Raw genomic sequence first — 16416 nt, forward strand, 5'->3', positions numbered from 1 at the left:
TTGAAATTTAAGTGCGAGTGCAAATGATAATTAATATCATTTGAATTTTAAACGGCTTAAATTTCTTCCGTCAAGGAAAAGTACGAACTTCTTGATCCGGGTCTGGGCCTGTTCAAGTCCTCCGGCATGAGTGAGATATGAATGAAAGAGGTGTGTAGATTTTTCGTGCAGGAATGTTCAATTCTGATGCTGAGTGACTACCACAAGATTTAAAAAAACTTCTACTTTTCGTTTTTTGGCAGCCTTTTTCTGAAAAACGTTATCAATGCTATCCGCGATTTCAATACGCTTGGTTCAACCGTAACTGTAGTTAATAACCTATTGGGATCTCCATCATGAAAATAAAAATAATGGGTGCAGTAAAAGTAATGGGTGCATTAATAGTATCGTGCATCATCTCATTGCTTTCTGCCTGCGGCAGCTCCGGGGGCGGCTCGGGTGGTGGTTCGAATACTGCCTCATCATTGGTGGGGTCGGTATCCGGGCAATCGAGTGTGGCGGCTTCCAGCCTTGAGAGTTCTTCATCCAGCCCTGCAACGTCCTCCAGTTCAGCCAGCTCCCCAAGCGGTGCCTCGCTTTATCCAAGCTACAACACCAATCCCATCGCACCTGATATGACTGGCATGGAAAGCAATGCGACCGAGTTGGCCAGCAAATTTAAATTGGGCGTGAACATCGGCAACACCATGGAGGCTTATGGTTGCGCGCCGGCCTCGGAAACCTGTTGGGGCAATCCAATGGTGTCTGAGGCGTACATAAAATTAATGAAAGACAGTGGCGTGGACGCAGTGCGTATACCCGTCTCCTGGGATCAGTACGCCAATCAGCAAACTGCCGAAATCAGTGCCGCTTGGCTCGCTCGCGTAAAACAAGTCGTGCAGTGGTCAGTCGATAACGGCCTTTATGTCATCGTCAATATCCATTGGGATGGCGGTTGGTTGGAGCGGCAATTTTCCGAGCCCTTGGCCAGAGAAAACAAAGGCCCTGTAACCGACGAATTAAGAGCGAAAGTTGATGCCAAGCAAAAAGCCTACTGGGAACAAATAGCCACAACATTGCGTGACTTTGACGAGCGTGTGATGTTTGCCAGCGCCAACGAGCCGGATGCTGAAACCGCACAAGATATTGCTGACCTTGATAGATACCACCAAACCTTTGTAGATGCTGTCCGTGCAACCGGTGGGAAAAATGCCTATCGCGTACTCGTGATACAAGCACCCAAAACAAACATCGATAAAGCGGCCACTGAGTGGAATAACCTGCCGTCCGACACTGTCACTGGTCGCCAAATGGTGGAAGTTCATTTCTATCCATTTAATTTTACGATTATGGATAAAGACGAGTCTTGGGGAAAAATGGCTTATTACTGGGGCAGGGATTATCACTCAACGACCGATCCAGAGCGCAACGCAACCTGGGGTGAAGAAGATTATGTGGATGCGCAGTTTGCCTCGATGAAAGCAAAGTTTGCGGATCGCGGAATCCCCGTCGTTTTAGGCGAGTTTACAGCGATTTATCGTTCTCAACTCACGGGTGACGATCTCACCCTGCATCGCGCATCGCGCGCTTATTTTCATCAATATGTCACCCAAAAAGCGCTGGAAAATGGAATGCTTCCGTTTATATGGGAAATTGGAGCTAGTCCAGGTTGGTTGTTTGACCGCCGAACTCCGGCAGTAGGTGACCAACAAGTAATGGATGCTCTCTTGCGTGGCGTTGGAAAAATCAATTGATCTTTATAGGCTTCATCCTAAAAAGAGTATTATTTTTTCAATCATAAAAACACAGCGCAATTTAAATCGAAAAAAGTGTCATTAATCTAACCAAATAGCTCCGGTGGCAACCAACCACCGGTCTTTTTATTCAGGCTGATTTCAGGTTATTAAGGCTGGTTTCAGGGCTAGTTTCAAAACTGGCTTCAAGGTTTTTACTGTAAAAATAAGTAATGATTCGTGTTGTTAAATAACACTACATTTAAAAAATTTGCACTTTTTGCCCTATCAAAATTTGGCGCGAAACTGTTAATGTTTGCCACCATTTGGTTAATGACTATCGATTTAGCGGCTGTCTGTTTTTAGTCAGCGCCTCTCTATTTAATGTCTTTATTTGATGTCTCTATTTAATATCTTTCTATATCAATTTTTTTCTTGAAGCATTTTGAGTTAATGCTATTCGATATGAATAGTCAGTAACTCAAAATAGGCTGTTATTTGCGAAATTATGATCAGTCCATATCTGGCGTTTTTGAATAGCATGTTGGCTGGGCGTGTGAATGCAACTGCCCAGGAATTTATACAGCGCACGCAGGATCAAATTGCCACTGGCGTTACGGACGATCGATTTACCCAGCTGGTTGCCCTGGCGAGCCGACATGTGCCGCGCCAGATGCTCAACCCCACAAGCGCAGAGCTTGAACAGGCGGCCGCCTTAATTTCCGGATGGAGCCCCAAGGCCTGGAGCCTGCTGGATACAGTGCGTGTCAGTTTTATATTGGCGCGCGCAGATCTGGCTGAGCCAGCGTTTGCCCAGCGTTTTAATCAATGGTTTCGCTTTGCCGATGAAGGCGAGTCCTGCGCTTATTACCGCGCGCTGTGTTTATTGCCCGAGCCGCAACAACATATCTGGCGCGCCGCTGAGGGTTGCCGTACCAATATGCGTTCAGTGTTTGCGGCTGTCGCTTGCGATTCACCATATCCGTTTTTATATTTCGATGATCTCGCCTGGAATCAAATGCTGCTTAAAGCCTTATTTATTGGCGAGCCGCTGCAACATATTTATGGATTTAATCTGCGTACCACCGCGGAATTAATCACGATGGTCAATGACTATGTCGATGAGCGCTGCAGCGCCGGGCGCGATATTCCCGCCGATGTGCGGTTATTAATCGGTTGATTACCTCACCATTTTCTCTGTCAGTGCGGCAGACAATTACCGGAATTTTTATTATGAGATTTTTTGATCCACACATTCATATGTGCAGCCGCACAACAGACGATTACCAAGCCATGGCCGCCGCCGGTATTCGCGCGGTGATTGAACCAGCGTTCTGGTTGGGGCAACCGCGCACCAATGTCGGTTCGTTTATTGATTACTACGCAAGCTTAATTGGCTGGGAGCGCTTTCGCGCCTCGCAGTTTGGTATCGCCCATTACTGTGCCATGGGGCTGAATTCCAAAGAGGCCAACAACGAAGGCCTCGCGCGCGAAGTGTTGGAAATTTTGCCGCAATTTATTTTAAAAGAAGGTGTGGTTGCGATTGGTGAAATTGGTTACGACGAAATGACACCCGCCGAAGAATATGCCTATCAAGCGCAATTAAAAATGGCGGTGGATTACGACATGCTGGTGATGGTGCATTCACCGCATCGCGATAAAAAACGCGGTGTACTGCGCTCCATGGATGTCGCGCGCGAAATGGGTGTGCCCATGCATAAATTAATTATCGATCATAACAATGAAGAAACCGTGCGCGATGTATTGGATTACGGTGCCTGGGCTGCGTTTACTATTTACCCCAATACCAAAATGGGTTCCGCGCGTATGGTGGAAATTGTGCGCGAATATGGCCCGGAGCGAATTATTGTAGACAGCTCTGCCGACTGGGGTGTGAGCGATCCGCTCTCGGTTCCCAAAACTGCACAACTGATGTTGGAGCGGGGCATTGATCCCGCCGCTGTTGAACTCACCACCTGGACTAATGCGATTAGCGCCTACGCCCAGTCCGGGCAAATTGATGTGGATGCGTTAATGCAAACGCCGGTGATTGATCAGCGCCAGTCCTACAGTGATAACTCGGTATTGCGCGGACAAAAGCCGCGTGTTGATGAACCTGTTCCCAACTAAAAAAACGTAGTAAAAAAAGATGTCGCACATTATCCAACGCTTCAGCGTCAGCTACGAATTTCCGGTGAGTTTTACCCGGCATACTTTTGCGGTAGAAAACCCGGTGCTGTGTGAAATTTTGCAGCGCGCTGGTGATCGCGAGCACAAAGTATTTCCGGTTATCGATGCCGATGTACTGAAAAATCACCCGCAATTAATTGATGACTTAACGGAATACGCTCGCTGCCATAGCGATACCATTCATTTAATTCTGCCGCCATTAATCGTTCGCAGTGGTGAGATTTGCAAAAGCGATCCGCAAGAAGTGGAGGAGTTCTATCGCCTGACGCAGGATTACAAAATTGATCGCCACAGTTTTGTGCTGGTCATCGGCGGCGGTTCAGTGATTGATGCCATGGGCTATGCGGCGGCGACAGCACATCGCGGTATTCGTTTAATCCGTATGCCCACAACGGTGTTGGGGCAAAACGATGCGGGCATCGGTGTAAAAAATGCGGTGAATTTTTTAGGGCGCAAAAATTATTTAGGCACCTTTGTGCCACCGTTTGCAGTGATTAATGATTTTGCTTTTTTACAAACCCTGCCCAAACGTGATCAGCGCGCCGGTATTGCCGAGGCAGTCAAAGTCGCGCTGATTAAAGACGCAAAATTTTTTAATTGGCTGCACCAGAATCGCCACTTGCTCGCTGAATTTGATGAGCAGGCGGTAGCCTATATGATTCGTCGCTGCGCCGAATTGCACTTGCACCATATCGCCACCAGCGGCGACCCTTTTGAGTACGGCAGCGCGCGACCACTCGATTTTGGCCATTGGTCAGCGCATCGCTTGGAGGAGCTCTCCCATCACGATTTACGTCATGGCGAAGCTGTGGCGATTGGCATCGCGTTGGATTCATTTTATTCCGCTAACATGGGTTTCATAACGCAAGGGCTGTTGGAAAAAATAGTGGCAACACTGCGCGATTTGGGTTTTAACCTGAGTCACAGTGCGTTAACGCGTTTGGATATTCACAAAGCACTGCAGGATTTCCGCGAGCATTTGGGCGGTGAACTGTGCATCACCTTATTAACTGGCGAAGGGCAGGCGGCGCAATTTAATCATATTGATCTTGAAGCGATGCAGCGCAGCATTGATACATTGCTGGCCGATTTCCCTGTTTCAGTTAACCGTGAACCATTGACATGCGCCAATTAACTTATTGCAGCAATATCCACCCCGGCGAATCCTGGCAGCATGTGTTGGATAATCTTGAATCCCACGGCTTGAGTGTAAAACAACAAGTTTCACCCAATGCTGCGTTCCCGCTGGGGCTGCGTATCGCCCAGCAAGCCAGTGTTGAACTGGATGATAAAAAAATCGCGGAATTCCGCGCTTGGTGCGAAAAACACAATTGCTACTTGCTCACCATTAATGGCTTTCCCTACGGCACTTTTCACGATCAGCCGGTTAAAGAAGCAGTGTATGAGCCCGATTGGCGCACGCAGGAGCGGGTGGTTTATACCCAACGCTTGGCGGATCTCGCGGTGGCGTTAACTACACGTGCAAAACAACTATCCATCTCCACTGTTCCGGTTGCTTATAAACAGGGTTTTGCGGAATCCGATTGGCCAGTGGTGCGTGCAAATATCATTGCTGTGCTCAGGCATTTGCATGCGCTACATGAACGCAGTGGTGTTTTGATTCAGCTTGCGCTTGAACCAGAACCCTGTTGTGTATTGGAAACCACTGCCGAAACCATCGACTTTTTTGAGCGTATGGATTTTCCCGCAGAATTAAAAAATTACATTGGAATTTGTTTTGACTGTTGTCACCAAGCGGTAGAGTTTGAAGATGCTGCGGATGTGCTCGCGCGGCTGCGCGCCGCCAATATCACCATTGCCAAAGTACAAGTCTCCAGTGCCTTGCGTGCGCAGGGCGAGCAAATACAGCAGTTGTTGCAATTTAATGAGCCGGTGTATTTGCATCAGGCGGTTGCCAAACACGCGCAGGGTTTGCATCGTTTCAGCGATTTACCCGAGCTTCAAACTGCACTCGATAATGGCGAAGTTTACAGCGAGTGCCGCGTGCATTTTCATGTGCCGATTTTTATCGAAAACCTCGCGCAGTGCACCACCACGCAATTTTTCCTGACTGATTTTTTACCACTATTGGATGCTTCTATTCCACTGGAAGTGGAAACCTACAGTTTCAAAAATCTGCCCGCCCACCTGCGGGATTTCCCGCTGGATGTATCCATTGCGCGCGAATTGCAGTGGGTTAAAAATCTGCTTGAACAAAATAATTAAGAGTGTTTATGCAACTAACCCCTATACAAAGAACCCTTGTAATTAATGTAGTGGGGCTCACGCGCAATTTAATTGGCGAGCACACACCCAACTTACAAAAGCTGCTGGGCAACAGTGTGGATATAAAACCCATGGTGCCCGCTGTTACCTGCGCCGTACAAGCCACTTACCTCACCGGAAAAACACCGGCAGAGCATGGCATAGTCGCCAACGGTTGGTATTTTCGCGACCTCAATGAAGTCTGGTTGTGGCGGCAGAGCAACCGCTTAATTCAAGCACCCAAAATTTGGGATATGGCACGCGCAAAAAATTCGTCATTCACCTGCGCCAATACCTTCTGGTGGTATGCCATGGCCACCGGTGCAGACTACACATTAACGCCGCGTCCGCTGTATTGCGCCGATGGCAGTAAATTGCCGGATTGTTATACCTATCCGCTGGAATGGCGCGAAGAATTATCGCAAGAGCTTGGGTCATTTCCGTTGTTCCAATTTTGGGGGCCAGCAACGTCCATTAAATCCAGCGCCTGGATTGCCGATGCGGCGATAAAAGTGGAGCTGAAAAAATCCCCCGGTTTGCAATTGGTGTATTTGCCGCATTTGGATTACTGCTTACAAAAAGTTGGCCCGCAAGGCGATATCAAAAAAGACTTGCAAGAAGTGGATGCGCTAGTAGGCAAGCTGCTCGATTTTTTTACTGCGCGCGATTGCCGGGTAATTGTGTTATCGGAATACGGTATTGGCGCGGTGGACACACCGGTGCACCCCAATCGTATTTTGCGCGAGGCGAATTTACTCGCGGTAAAAACCGATTTGGGACGCGAGTATTTGGAAACCGCCACCAGTAAAGCCTTTGCCGTGGCCGACCATCAGATCGCCCATGTGTATATTCAAGATGCTGAATTAATTCCCATGGTTAAACAATTGTTTGAGCAGCAACCGGGTATTGCGCGAGTGTTGGATGCAGAAGGAAAACGCGAGCTGGGGTTAGATCATGAACGTTCGGGCGAGCTTATTTTGTTGGCCGAGGCCAATGCCTGGTTCACTTATTATTATTGGTTGGACGACAACAAAGCGCCGGATTTTGCGCCCACAGTAGAAATTCATCGCAAACCCGGTTACGACCCTTGCGAATTATTTTTTAATCCTACATTGCGTTTTCCGATGCTGCGCATGGCGGGTAAGGTGCTGCGCAAAAAATTGGGCTTCCGCTATTTAATGGATGTCATTTCCATGCAGCCGGAGCAAGTAAAAGGTTCGCATGGTTTGGCATTATCCGGCGCAGACTCTACGCCGATTTTTATGTCTACCGAGGCGCGCCTGGTCCCGCCTGAACCCATTGCCGCAACTGATGTGTGCGATTTAATGCTGCGCCATCTGTTTGATTAATGTTTGGATTGGAATAACAAATGAAAATAAAACCACTGCTCGCATTGTGCCGCATTAGCAACTTGCCCACGGTGTGGATGAATGTGCTCACAGCCATGGTGTTAATTGATCACGCTGTTCCGAATGCGGTGCAGTGGTTTTGGTTTCCGGTGCTGGCACTTTCGCTGTCCGCATTTTATTGCGGCGGCATGGTGCTCAATGACCTGTGTGATTATCAGTGGGACAAACAACATCAACCCTATCGCCCGCTTGTGACTGGCAGCGTCAGCGTAAAAACAGCGGTGGTGATTGCGTTTGCATTATTTTTAACAGGCTTTGTTATTGTCGCGCTCACACCCTTTGCGCTTGCAGGTCTGTGTGCTGCAATCGCACTGTTTGCAACCATCGTAATTTATGATGTGTTTCATAAAAAAACCGCCGCCAGTATTTTAGTCATGGGGCTCGCACGGGCACTGGTATTTGTAGTGGTGCTCATGGCACTTACAGGCGAGTGGTTGCAGTGGGTTCTTATTGCCGCTGTGTTGCAGTTTGTATACACCCTGTCGCTAACCTTTGTTGCGCGCTATGAACACATGCGCGGCAAACCCTACACCGGGCCAGTTATTCCGCGCATGATTGCAGGCATGGCCGTGCTGGACGGCATACTGCTCGCAATAGTGGTTGCACCCCAGTGGTTACTGGCCGGCATCGCCCTAGCGGTGCTGACGCGCTTTGGCCAGCGCTACGTGCAGGGTGACTAGTCCCAAACACGTAATGTGATGTCATTCACATTTACCTCCGTATCGCTTATTCTCGCAAAACCTAAACCTGCGATACGGAAAAACCATGTCTAAAAAATTAGTAGCAACCTCTGCACTCTGCGCACTCATGATTGGCTGTGCAACCGCACCTTACCAAGCCCCACAAGCCCAAATTGATGCCTATTTCGACAACATGAAAATATCGCCTTTTGTTGGCGAGGTAGAGCACACATCCCACGGCAAAATAAAAACCACCGATAAAGCGTACGTAACCGACTACGACCAATGCCAAACACAGAGTTTTAACGAGCAATCGTTTCTCTTTGGCACCCGCGAAGTTAAAGACCCCAAACAACTCACCCAATTTTCAGACGACTACATAAAAGAAGTATTAGCGGCGATATTCGCTGTCAGAAGTGGCTCAGGCTCAGGTGCCCATGCAGGCGCAATGGCCGCCACCTCCGTCAGTACCGGCACTCCAATGCAACACACTAATTACAATCAATACAAAAAAACCATCTTCGATGACAAACAAATACTGTCAAACATAAAAGGCATTAACGATCTGGAAGCCAAAACATTGGAATGCGTAAAAGCGAAAGGTTGGGTTTTTGTGGCGGATAAAAAAGATAAATAAAAGAGTGTAGTGTGGTCTTTCATAAACTTTTTGGAGCGGTAAATGCGATATACGTTTTTAGTTTTGGCAATAATATTCAGCTCTGGCTGCGCGCTAAAACAAATAAAATATACTGAACCAGTCGCGGGTAAGATCGCGACAATTACTTTTCAAAATAACAGCATGAAAAATCTTGGCATTGCGTTTTATGCTTCATCAACAGATTGCAAGGAGCGCAAGAGCACGGATGTTATTTTGCCAGGTACGGAAGCTGTCTATAAGGTCGCCGCTGATGGCGAGCTAACGTTCCAATATTACCTCACAGATATGGGGGCATCCTCGGCTGAGAGACAGTATTGCCTGATGAACCTAAGGTTTAGTCCTGAGAATGGAAAGACTTATACATTTGAAACCGCAGAAGATTTTTTTAGTTGCAAATGGAAACTTCACGATACTAGCGACCCAAAATCGCCCGTACCGGTAAATCTGAAGGCATTACCTTGGAAAGCAGGGTGGGATGAAAACTCCGCCTTTTGTAAAGGCTGAGTCAATTTGAAGTGCGGCAATTGCCCAGCGTAAATTGGGTTAGTCGCGAATTTATAAGTGGATACTTGCGATTTAATCAACTCCAGCAAAGTTTAGTTAAACCACAAACTTTCCGCCTTTCGCCCATAAGCAGAAATGGCTGAAAACCAGTGTTGCCAAGGAATTGGAGGGCGTGTTATCAATTAACCATCAAAACTTAGACGGAAAAATTCCGGTGCAAAAGACGGAAAATTTCCATCTAATTACATTGTTAGGGTAAAAAATGGATTTCTATAAAAAATTAGTTTTAACGGCAGTATCGCTGTTACTTTTTTCTTGTGCATCAACAACTCCCACAATTGACAGTGAAACGGTCGTTAAGCTAAAACGTACAGCTTGTTATGGCCGTTGCCCTGTGTACACTGTAATTGTTAAGGCTAGTGGTGCGGTTGAGTATGAAGGCTATGAATACGTTTCAGCAAAAGGCTTTCAAACAGCAAGTCTGCCAAAGGAAAGTATTGATCTAATTAAAGCAGAGCTAACTAAAGCAAACTTTTTTAAAATGAAATCAAATCTTGATTCTGGAAGTTGGGGCTGCTTTATGTCTGCAACTGATTCTAGCTATGTACTTATTGAAAGCTCAATACAAAATAGAATAAAGGCTGTTTCAGTTTACCTTGGCTGTGATTCCAAGCAGGTTTATGAAGTTATAAATCTTGCAAATTATATCGACCAAGTTATTGGTACTTCAAAATGGGTAAAGGAAAAAGCTGAATAGAACCCTAACAAAGTGCTGCAACTCGCGCACTACGTGCGCTGGACAGTTTGTAAGTCGCGGCTTTGTGGTTTTGCTGCGCAAAAGTATTCCACAAAACCACAACTTACAAACTGCCGTTGAGCACGGCGTTATAAAGAGCGGCCTTTTTGGTTGGTGGTTTCGGAAAGTAAGCGCGCTGTAGTAATTAAGTCACTAAGCGAATTTTGGTAGAAACGTAGTTCCGCTAGAATCTCTGGAATAGTTCGAATAGGCGCTTTCTGCACTTGGCAACCGGCGCTTTAAAGTAAATTGCAGCATGGTTCTACAATTCGTTAGTGAAGTTTGTGCGGCCTGAAGTATTTTAGTCCGCAGTAATTTTTACCACTTGAGCGTAGTGTTATAACAAAGTATTCAAATTCGTTACGCTGCGCTCCACCAGACAGAATTTAAGTCGCGCTTTTGTGGTTTTGCTGCGCAAAAAGTTTCCACAAAAGCACGCCTTAAATTCTGCCGTTTAATACAACGTTAGAGGTCCGAGTTACCCACGAACAGTAGACACCCTGTATAGTTAGAAAACCCTATATGGAGGTGCTCATTATGGCACGTAAAAAGACACAGGCTTACACCGAAGAATTCCGTCGAGAAGCGGTTAAGCGCGCTGAAAAAGAAGGCAATACCACCGCATCGGTTGCACGTGATTTAGGGATCAGTGCGCAACAAATCTATAACTGGCGACGCCAGTTTACCCGTCTTTCTGAAAAACAATTTAATACGGTTGCGGGTGTTGATTATTCAAAAAATGAAAGTGATGAGCTGCGCCAACTTAAGCGGAGAAGTGCGGAGCTGGAAAAAGAGCTGGCTTTTTTAAAAAAGGCAGCTGCGTACTTTGCGAACCAGCACGAGTAAAGTACGCGTTAATTCGTGAACATCTGGAAGCATTTCCGGTATTGCTGATGTGTCGTGTGCTGTCAGTTTCTCGCAGCGGCTATTATCGTTGGGTTGATCGGGAAAAAAGTCCTCGACACCAGAAGCGGGAATGTCGTGTACAACAAATAATTGATACCTATGCAACTTACAAGGCTCGCTATGGTGCGCCACGAATCGCCAAAGAGTTGTATGCAATCGGTCAACCTTGCTCAGTTAACTTTGTTGCTAATGTACTGAAATTACAAGGTTTAAAGGCACACAACGGTAAAGCCTTTAATTATGGAAGTCACGCGCTAACAATGCACAACGTGTCGGATAACTTGCTCTGGCGTCGATTTGTGGCGAGCAAACCCAATGAAAAATGGACAACAGATATTACGTATATCTGGATTGAAAAGCAGTGGCTCTATCTGGCAGCGGTTATGGATTTGTACTCGCGCAGCATTGTCGGTTGGACGCTGGATACCAGCATGACGGAGACGCTCATTACGGATGCATTACGCATGGCGTTTGAACGCCGTGATATTAAACCAGGGCTTATTATCCATTCTGATCGGGGCGTTCAGTATCGTGCTCAAAAATATATTGATTTTATGCGGAGCCATGATGCCATTCCGAGCATGAGCCGCAAAGGGAACTGTTGGGACAATGCGCCGATGGAATCTTTCTTTAGTCGCTTGAAGGTTGAGTTGCTTTACACCCAGAAATTCCACTCGATTGAGGATGCCAGATCGAGTATCTTTGAGTACATCGAAATTTTTTATAACCGCTTACGCAGGCATTCCAGTATTGGTTATGTTGCGCCAGCAGAGTTTGAACGAATGACAGCCTTGGCTGCATAGTTAGGGTGTCTACTTTTTATGGGTAAGACCAGTAAAAATTAAGGAAACATCATGAGTATTCTGAAAAATCTATGGACGTGCGTTCTGCTATTAGTAATTTCACAAGAAACATTTTCTCAGGAGCATAAGAGCTCTTCGGAGCTTATAAAAAGTATAGAGGGTGTATATAAAGCTAGGTTTACTGGTCAGTTTGTGTCAGGGGAAAAATATGAAACAGAAGACATACTAGAAATAGTTAGTTACTCACCGAGTTCTATCTATTTTCGGGCTGAATTAAAGTTTGGAAATGGGCATTTTTGTAGTGTTTACGGAATCGCAAATTATAAGAATAACTCTTTCATATATGAGCGTGAGTTTGGTGAGGAACCTAAACATAAATGCGTTTTAAATATAAATGTTGGTTCTAGCAGCATTAAAATTTCTGACCTAAATGAAAAAAATGAATCTACCTGTACGCAGTACTATTGCGGCGCACGTGGCTATCTAGGAAAGTATGAAATTAGCCTGGAAAAGAAGAGGAAAATTCGTTATATGCCAATAATATTAAAATCTAAAGAATACGCTGCCGCTGAAAACGAATATAAAAGCAAATAAACCTAACAAGCGACTGTGGTAGAAAATCAATACCTGAAACGCAAATTTAGTTAGCTTGCCACTCGCAGTTATCCCGCACCATGGCGTTTAAAATCGTCATCATTTTTCGCATGCAGGCCGTAAGTGCAACTTTCTTGTGCTTACCCTGCTCAACGAGCTTTTTGTAAAATTTCTTCATCACTGGATTACACTGAATCGCGCTCAGCATCGCCATGTATAACACCGTTCTAATCGGTGCCCGACCACCTTTGATTCTACGTCGTCCTTTCATCATGCCGCTGTCGCGATTAAATGGAGCCAAACCACAAAGCGCTGCTATTTTGCGTGGTGACAGTTGGCCTAGCTCAGGTAACTCTCCCAATAGCGTGAACGTAACACCATCGCCCACACCTGGCACTGAGCTTAGAATCTCATAAGTACGCTGCCACTCAGTAACTTCACCAATGGCTTTGGCGAGTAACTTGTTGATGCTTTCAATTTCTTTATCGAGCACTTTCAGCAAGCGCTTATGGGTTGCTGCAAGAATCGCAGGCGCTTTGTGCTGACGATTTAATTCCTGGGTTCGCATCTCATTCAGTTGGCGCTTGCGTGAGAGTAAATCCCTGATATAGCGTACTTTTTTACTATTGAGAGGCCTTGGCTCCGGTTTTAATATGGCACCAAATTGTGCGATGAGCCGCGAATCAATTTTATCGGTTTTGACAAAAACACCCTGTGCTTTGCCAAACTGACGAACTTGGGTTGGCTGGACAATAATTACCGGCAATTCCTTTTCAGCGCAGGCTTCCACCAAACCTCTTTCGTAACCGCCGGTCGCCTCAACCAAAATGCGAGTGAGGTTATAACGCGATAGTTTTTTAATTAATTCACGAATCCCTTCCGTGGTATTGGGATATTGCAAATAAACATCGAGCTCGAAAATACAAATATCCAGCGTGCTTTTTCCGATGTCGATTCCTACATTTCTTTCACTGCGATCAATGTGTGCGGCGGTAGTTGTATTCATAACTCACCCTTGCTACATTCGGGCTCGGAGCCCATTCGACTGTTCGAGTTAAAAGTAGAATCAGCAAGGTGCCCACGCTTGTTAACGGGCTAGATTACTCTGCGCCAGTGCTGCACCGGGCTACCTTGCTGAATACCTGTTGCTGCAGGTATGGGCTCCACCTTATCGCGTTAAGAATGATAAGAAAACTGATGAAATCAATCATACAAGGCGTTGCAGCACCGTTCCGGCTTCGCCTCAACTGGACAGTTTTTATGTTGCGCTTTTGCATTCGCGGTGCTCATTGTGTGTAACACAAAAGCGCAACATAAAAATTGCCGCTGAACGCAACGTTAGCTTAAATCAAAGAATTTCATCATGGAGCCGATATGATGGATAAAATATTTAAAGCCTATGAAAAAATATACCGCACAGCATATAAGTTTCGAGAGTGGCTTTATGATGATGAAAATAGACTGGCCACTCCTGTTCAATTTATAGGAATGATTGTAGGAATAATTTCATTAGAGTATTTATATTTTACTAAGGCTGTTGATGTCAGGTTACTTTTTGTAGTTTTAATAATTTTACCTGGAGCAATAATTGGACGCATGGCAGCGTGGCTATTGTATGATCTATTTAAGCTTATTGTACTGCAGTTCACATTGGTGTTTCTCGCTTTTATAACTTTAGGGCCAATTGTAGCTATCATAGGCTTGGTAATTTATTCATTGTATATTATAAAAATATAAATACAGCTAACAAAGCAATGAATCGGATGGTTTTAAAGTAGCATTTTTGCCATTCCGCTTCGCTCCATTTTATGGCAAAAGTGCTACTTAAAAACCACCGTTTATCGTAACGTTAGGGTAAAAAATGGATTTCTATAAAAAATTAGTTTTGACGATAGTATCGCTGTTACTTTTTTCTTGTGCCTCAATAACTCCCACAATCGACAATGAAACGGTCGTTAAACTAAAGCGTACAGCTTGTTATGGTCGCTGCCCTGTATACACTGTAATTGTTAAGGCTAATGGTGCGGTTGAGTATGAAGGCTATGAATACGTTTCAGCAAAAGGCTTTCAAACAGCAAGCCTGCCAAAGGAAAGCATTGATTTAATTAAAGCAGAGCTACTTAAGGCGAACTTTTTTAAAATGAAATCAAATCTTGATTCTGGAAGTTGGGGCTGCTTCGTGTCTGCAACTGATTCTAGTTATATCCTTATTGAAAGCTCAATACAAAATAGAAGAAAGGCTGTTTCAGTATACCTAGGCTGTGATTCCAAACAGGTTTATGAAGTTATAAGTCTTGCAAATTATATCGACCAAGTTATTGGCACTTCAAAATGGGTAAAATAAAACGCTGAATAAACCCTAAGAAAGTGCTGCAACTCGCGCACTACGTGCGTTGGACAGTTGGTAAGTCGCGCCTTTGTGGTTTTGCTGCACAAAAGTATTCCGCAAAGTCACTACTTACAAACGGTCGCTGAACTTAACGTTATGGCTCCGCAAGAATAAAAATCACCATATCATCGAATAAGGAAAAACATGACCAGTAAACAAGAAAAGGGCAATCTCATAGTAATCACATTGATAGCAATTCCCTTTGTTTGCATCGCTATAACTTGGCTTTTGTCGGCCTTTCCAATACTAATGCGCCGGAGCGGCGGTTCAATAACGGAAACTTCAGTTGAAGTTTATTTAATCGTTTTTGTAGTTGGTGCTTTGGTCTCTCTTTATGGGTGGCACTATTTAGTTAAAAAATTTAAATGCAGTGACTGCGGTGGTCTGTTCTATGGTGGTTCTTATTTGCAAATAAGAAATAAATCTTGTGTTTTCTGTAAAAAATAGCGCAAGAACCGCGCTTCGTGCTTAAGAACAGTGGTTGATCGAACGTTAATTAGCAATAGGAAGAAAGTCATGTTTAAAATGGTTCTGAGTGTTATTGTAATATCGTTGAGCACATCTGTTATCGCAGAAGGTATAGAGCCTGAGACTGTAATTGAAAACACAATATCTTTACTTATTGCGAAGAAAACAAATGAAGCCTTTGACTATGCAATATCAAGTAACAAATTTTTCGCTGATAAGAAGGCTGATGTGGATCGTACAAAATTGCAATTCATATCCTTTATTCAACAAGTTGGAAGCCCAACAAATTGTGAAAAATTAGCTTCTAAAACACTTATTCAAAGAATTAGAAAAGACATATATATATGCCTAAGTGAAATGCAGCCGTTTGAAATACATTTTCGTTTTTATAAACAAGAAAAATTTTGGGTGGTTCAATCATTTAGTTACTCTTCGGACACTGATGAGTTATTAGACAGCTCTATTGAAATGCAAATCAGTAACAGTAAATAATTAACAAAGAATTGATCATGGCGTATTGTAGTTAGCACTTTTTCAATATCGTTGCGCGAAGTTTATCGCAACGCACCATTTACAATCCGCCGGTGAGCGCAACGTTAGGCCAAAAAATAAAGAGGTAAGTATTTTGGAAGAAATTAGTATTTATACGCCTTATTATGTTTTAGATACTTTAGTCTCTGTAGTAGCAGTCATCGTTAATTTCTACGCATACTTTTCATTGAAGAAAACATTTGGTTTTAAAAATGAAATGTACATAGCGTATTTTTCAAAAGCTTTCCTGTTTTTCGGGATGTCAACATTGTTTGGCCTGCTTTCTTTTGTCACAAGAATTTTACTAGTGGGAATGGCTGGAGGAAGTCCTTATTTTGATTTGTATGTTGATGTTCCATATAACTTGGCGTTCGTCGTGGGTACGTTTTATTTAATCCTTGGTATAAAAAATTTGAAATTATTAAGGGCGACCTAACAAGCTCCAGCTCGCACACTGTGTGCGCCGGAAAGTCAGTGCTTGAAACAGCAGAACCGCTTGAGCAGGGATTCC

Annotated in this window: 19 protein-coding genes; 18 read left to right on the plus strand and 1 reads right to left on the minus strand. The window is 44.6% G+C overall.

Going from position 1 to position 16416, the window contains the following annotated elements; translation table 11 throughout:
- Positions 1–335: 335 nt before the first annotated feature.
- The 13 genes from VC28_RS03740 to VC28_RS03800 all read left to right on the plus strand — a co-directional run bounded on the left by VC28_RS03740 (position 336) and on the right by VC28_RS03800 (position 12517).
- Positions 336–1733: a glycoside hydrolase family 5 protein gene (locus VC28_RS03740; RefSeq protein ID WP_231591635.1), complete on the plus strand. Its 1398-nt coding sequence runs from the start codon at positions 336–338 to the stop codon at positions 1731–1733.
- Between the two features lie 487 nt (positions 1734–2220).
- Entirely contained in the window at positions 2221–2892 is a 672-nt protein-coding gene (locus VC28_RS03745; protein WP_049629472.1) for an EboA domain-containing protein, read from the plus strand.
- Positions 2893–2945: 53 nt separating this feature from the next.
- Entirely contained in the window at positions 2946–3842 is an 897-nt protein-coding gene (locus tag VC28_RS03750; RefSeq protein WP_049629473.1) for a TatD family hydrolase, read from the plus strand.
- Between the two features lie 19 nt (positions 3843–3861).
- Positions 3862–5037 carry a 3-dehydroquinate synthase gene (locus VC28_RS03755; protein WP_049629474.1) on the plus strand — a complete coding sequence of 392 codons (1176 nt, stop codon included), beginning with the start codon at positions 3862–3864 and terminating at the stop codon, positions 5035–5037.
- Complete coding sequence (gene eboE, locus VC28_RS03760; protein ID WP_049629475.1) at positions 5025–6128, plus strand: metabolite traffic protein EboE; 1104 nt, start codon at positions 5025–5027, stop codon at positions 6126–6128. The genes VC28_RS03755 and eboE overlap by 13 nt, the downstream gene beginning before the upstream one ends.
- An 8-nt stretch (positions 6129–6136) precedes the next feature.
- Positions 6137–7516: an alkaline phosphatase family protein gene (locus VC28_RS03765; RefSeq protein WP_231591636.1), complete on the plus strand. Its 1380-nt coding sequence runs from the start codon at positions 6137–6139 to the stop codon at positions 7514–7516.
- Positions 7517–7536: 20 nt separating this feature from the next.
- Positions 7537–8256 (plus strand): UbiA family prenyltransferase, encoded by a 720-nt coding sequence (locus VC28_RS03770; protein ID WP_049629476.1) that lies wholly within the window; start codon positions 7537–7539, stop codon positions 8254–8256.
- 85 nt (positions 8257–8341) lie between these two features.
- Complete coding sequence (locus tag VC28_RS03775) at positions 8342–8893, plus strand: hypothetical protein (RefSeq protein WP_049629477.1); 552 nt, start codon at positions 8342–8344, stop codon at positions 8891–8893.
- A 42-nt stretch (positions 8894–8935) separates the two neighbouring features.
- Positions 8936–9418: a hypothetical protein gene (locus VC28_RS03780; protein ID WP_049629478.1), complete on the plus strand. Its 483-nt coding sequence runs from the start codon at positions 8936–8938 to the stop codon at positions 9416–9418.
- Positions 9419–9680: 262 nt separating this feature from the next.
- Entirely contained in the window at positions 9681–10175 is a 495-nt protein-coding gene (locus tag VC28_RS03785) for a DUF6438 domain-containing protein (RefSeq protein WP_049629479.1), read from the plus strand.
- Between the two features lie 576 nt (positions 10176–10751).
- A complete protein-coding gene (locus VC28_RS03790) occupies positions 10752–11060 on the plus strand; it encodes a transposase (protein ID WP_049629480.1) in 309 nt (102 codons plus the stop codon).
- Positions 11061–11071: 11 nt separating this feature from the next.
- Positions 11072–11923 carry an IS3 family transposase gene (locus tag VC28_RS03795; RefSeq protein WP_231591876.1) on the plus strand — a complete coding sequence of 284 codons (852 nt, stop codon included), beginning with the start codon at positions 11072–11074 and terminating at the stop codon, positions 11921–11923.
- Positions 11924–11974: 51 nt separating this feature from the next.
- On the plus strand, positions 11975–12517 hold the full coding sequence (locus VC28_RS03800) for a hypothetical protein (protein ID WP_049629482.1): 543 nt from the start codon (positions 11975–11977) through the stop codon (positions 12515–12517).
- Between the two features lie 46 nt (positions 12518–12563).
- On the opposite strand, the gene VC28_RS03805 is transcribed toward VC28_RS03800, so the two are convergent.
- On the minus strand, positions 12564–13523 hold the full coding sequence (locus tag VC28_RS03805) for an IS110 family RNA-guided transposase (protein ID WP_049628929.1): 960 nt from the start codon (positions 13521–13523) through the stop codon (positions 12564–12566).
- Between the two features lie 368 nt (positions 13524–13891).
- Between VC28_RS03805 and VC28_RS03810 the strand changes: the two genes are divergently transcribed.
- The 5 genes from VC28_RS03810 to VC28_RS03830 all read left to right on the plus strand — a co-directional run bounded on the left by VC28_RS03810 (position 13892) and on the right by VC28_RS03830 (position 16341).
- Entirely contained in the window at positions 13892–14254 is a 363-nt protein-coding gene (locus tag VC28_RS03810; protein ID WP_049629483.1) for a hypothetical protein, read from the plus strand.
- A gap of 124 nt (positions 14255–14378) precedes the next feature.
- Positions 14379–14861 carry a DUF6438 domain-containing protein gene (locus tag VC28_RS03815; protein ID WP_049629484.1) on the plus strand — a complete coding sequence of 161 codons (483 nt, stop codon included), beginning with the start codon at positions 14379–14381 and terminating at the stop codon, positions 14859–14861.
- A 189-nt stretch (positions 14862–15050) separates the two neighbouring features.
- Positions 15051–15353: a hypothetical protein gene (locus tag VC28_RS03820; RefSeq protein ID WP_049629485.1), complete on the plus strand. Its 303-nt coding sequence runs from the start codon at positions 15051–15053 to the stop codon at positions 15351–15353.
- A 69-nt stretch (positions 15354–15422) separates the two neighbouring features.
- Positions 15423–15866, plus strand: coding sequence for a hypothetical protein (locus VC28_RS03825; RefSeq protein ID WP_049629486.1), 444 nt, complete (start codon positions 15423–15425; stop codon positions 15864–15866).
- Between the two features lie 133 nt (positions 15867–15999).
- The gene (locus tag VC28_RS03830; protein WP_049629487.1) at positions 16000–16341 is read left to right on the plus strand and encodes a hypothetical protein; all 342 of its coding nucleotides are present in this window, start codon (positions 16000–16002) and stop codon (positions 16339–16341) included.
- The last annotated feature ends 75 nt before the right edge of the window (positions 16342–16416 follow it).

This window comes from Cellvibrio sp. pealriver (assembly GCF_001183545.1).
Classification (GTDB): domain Bacteria; phylum Pseudomonadota; class Gammaproteobacteria; order Pseudomonadales; family Cellvibrionaceae; genus Cellvibrio.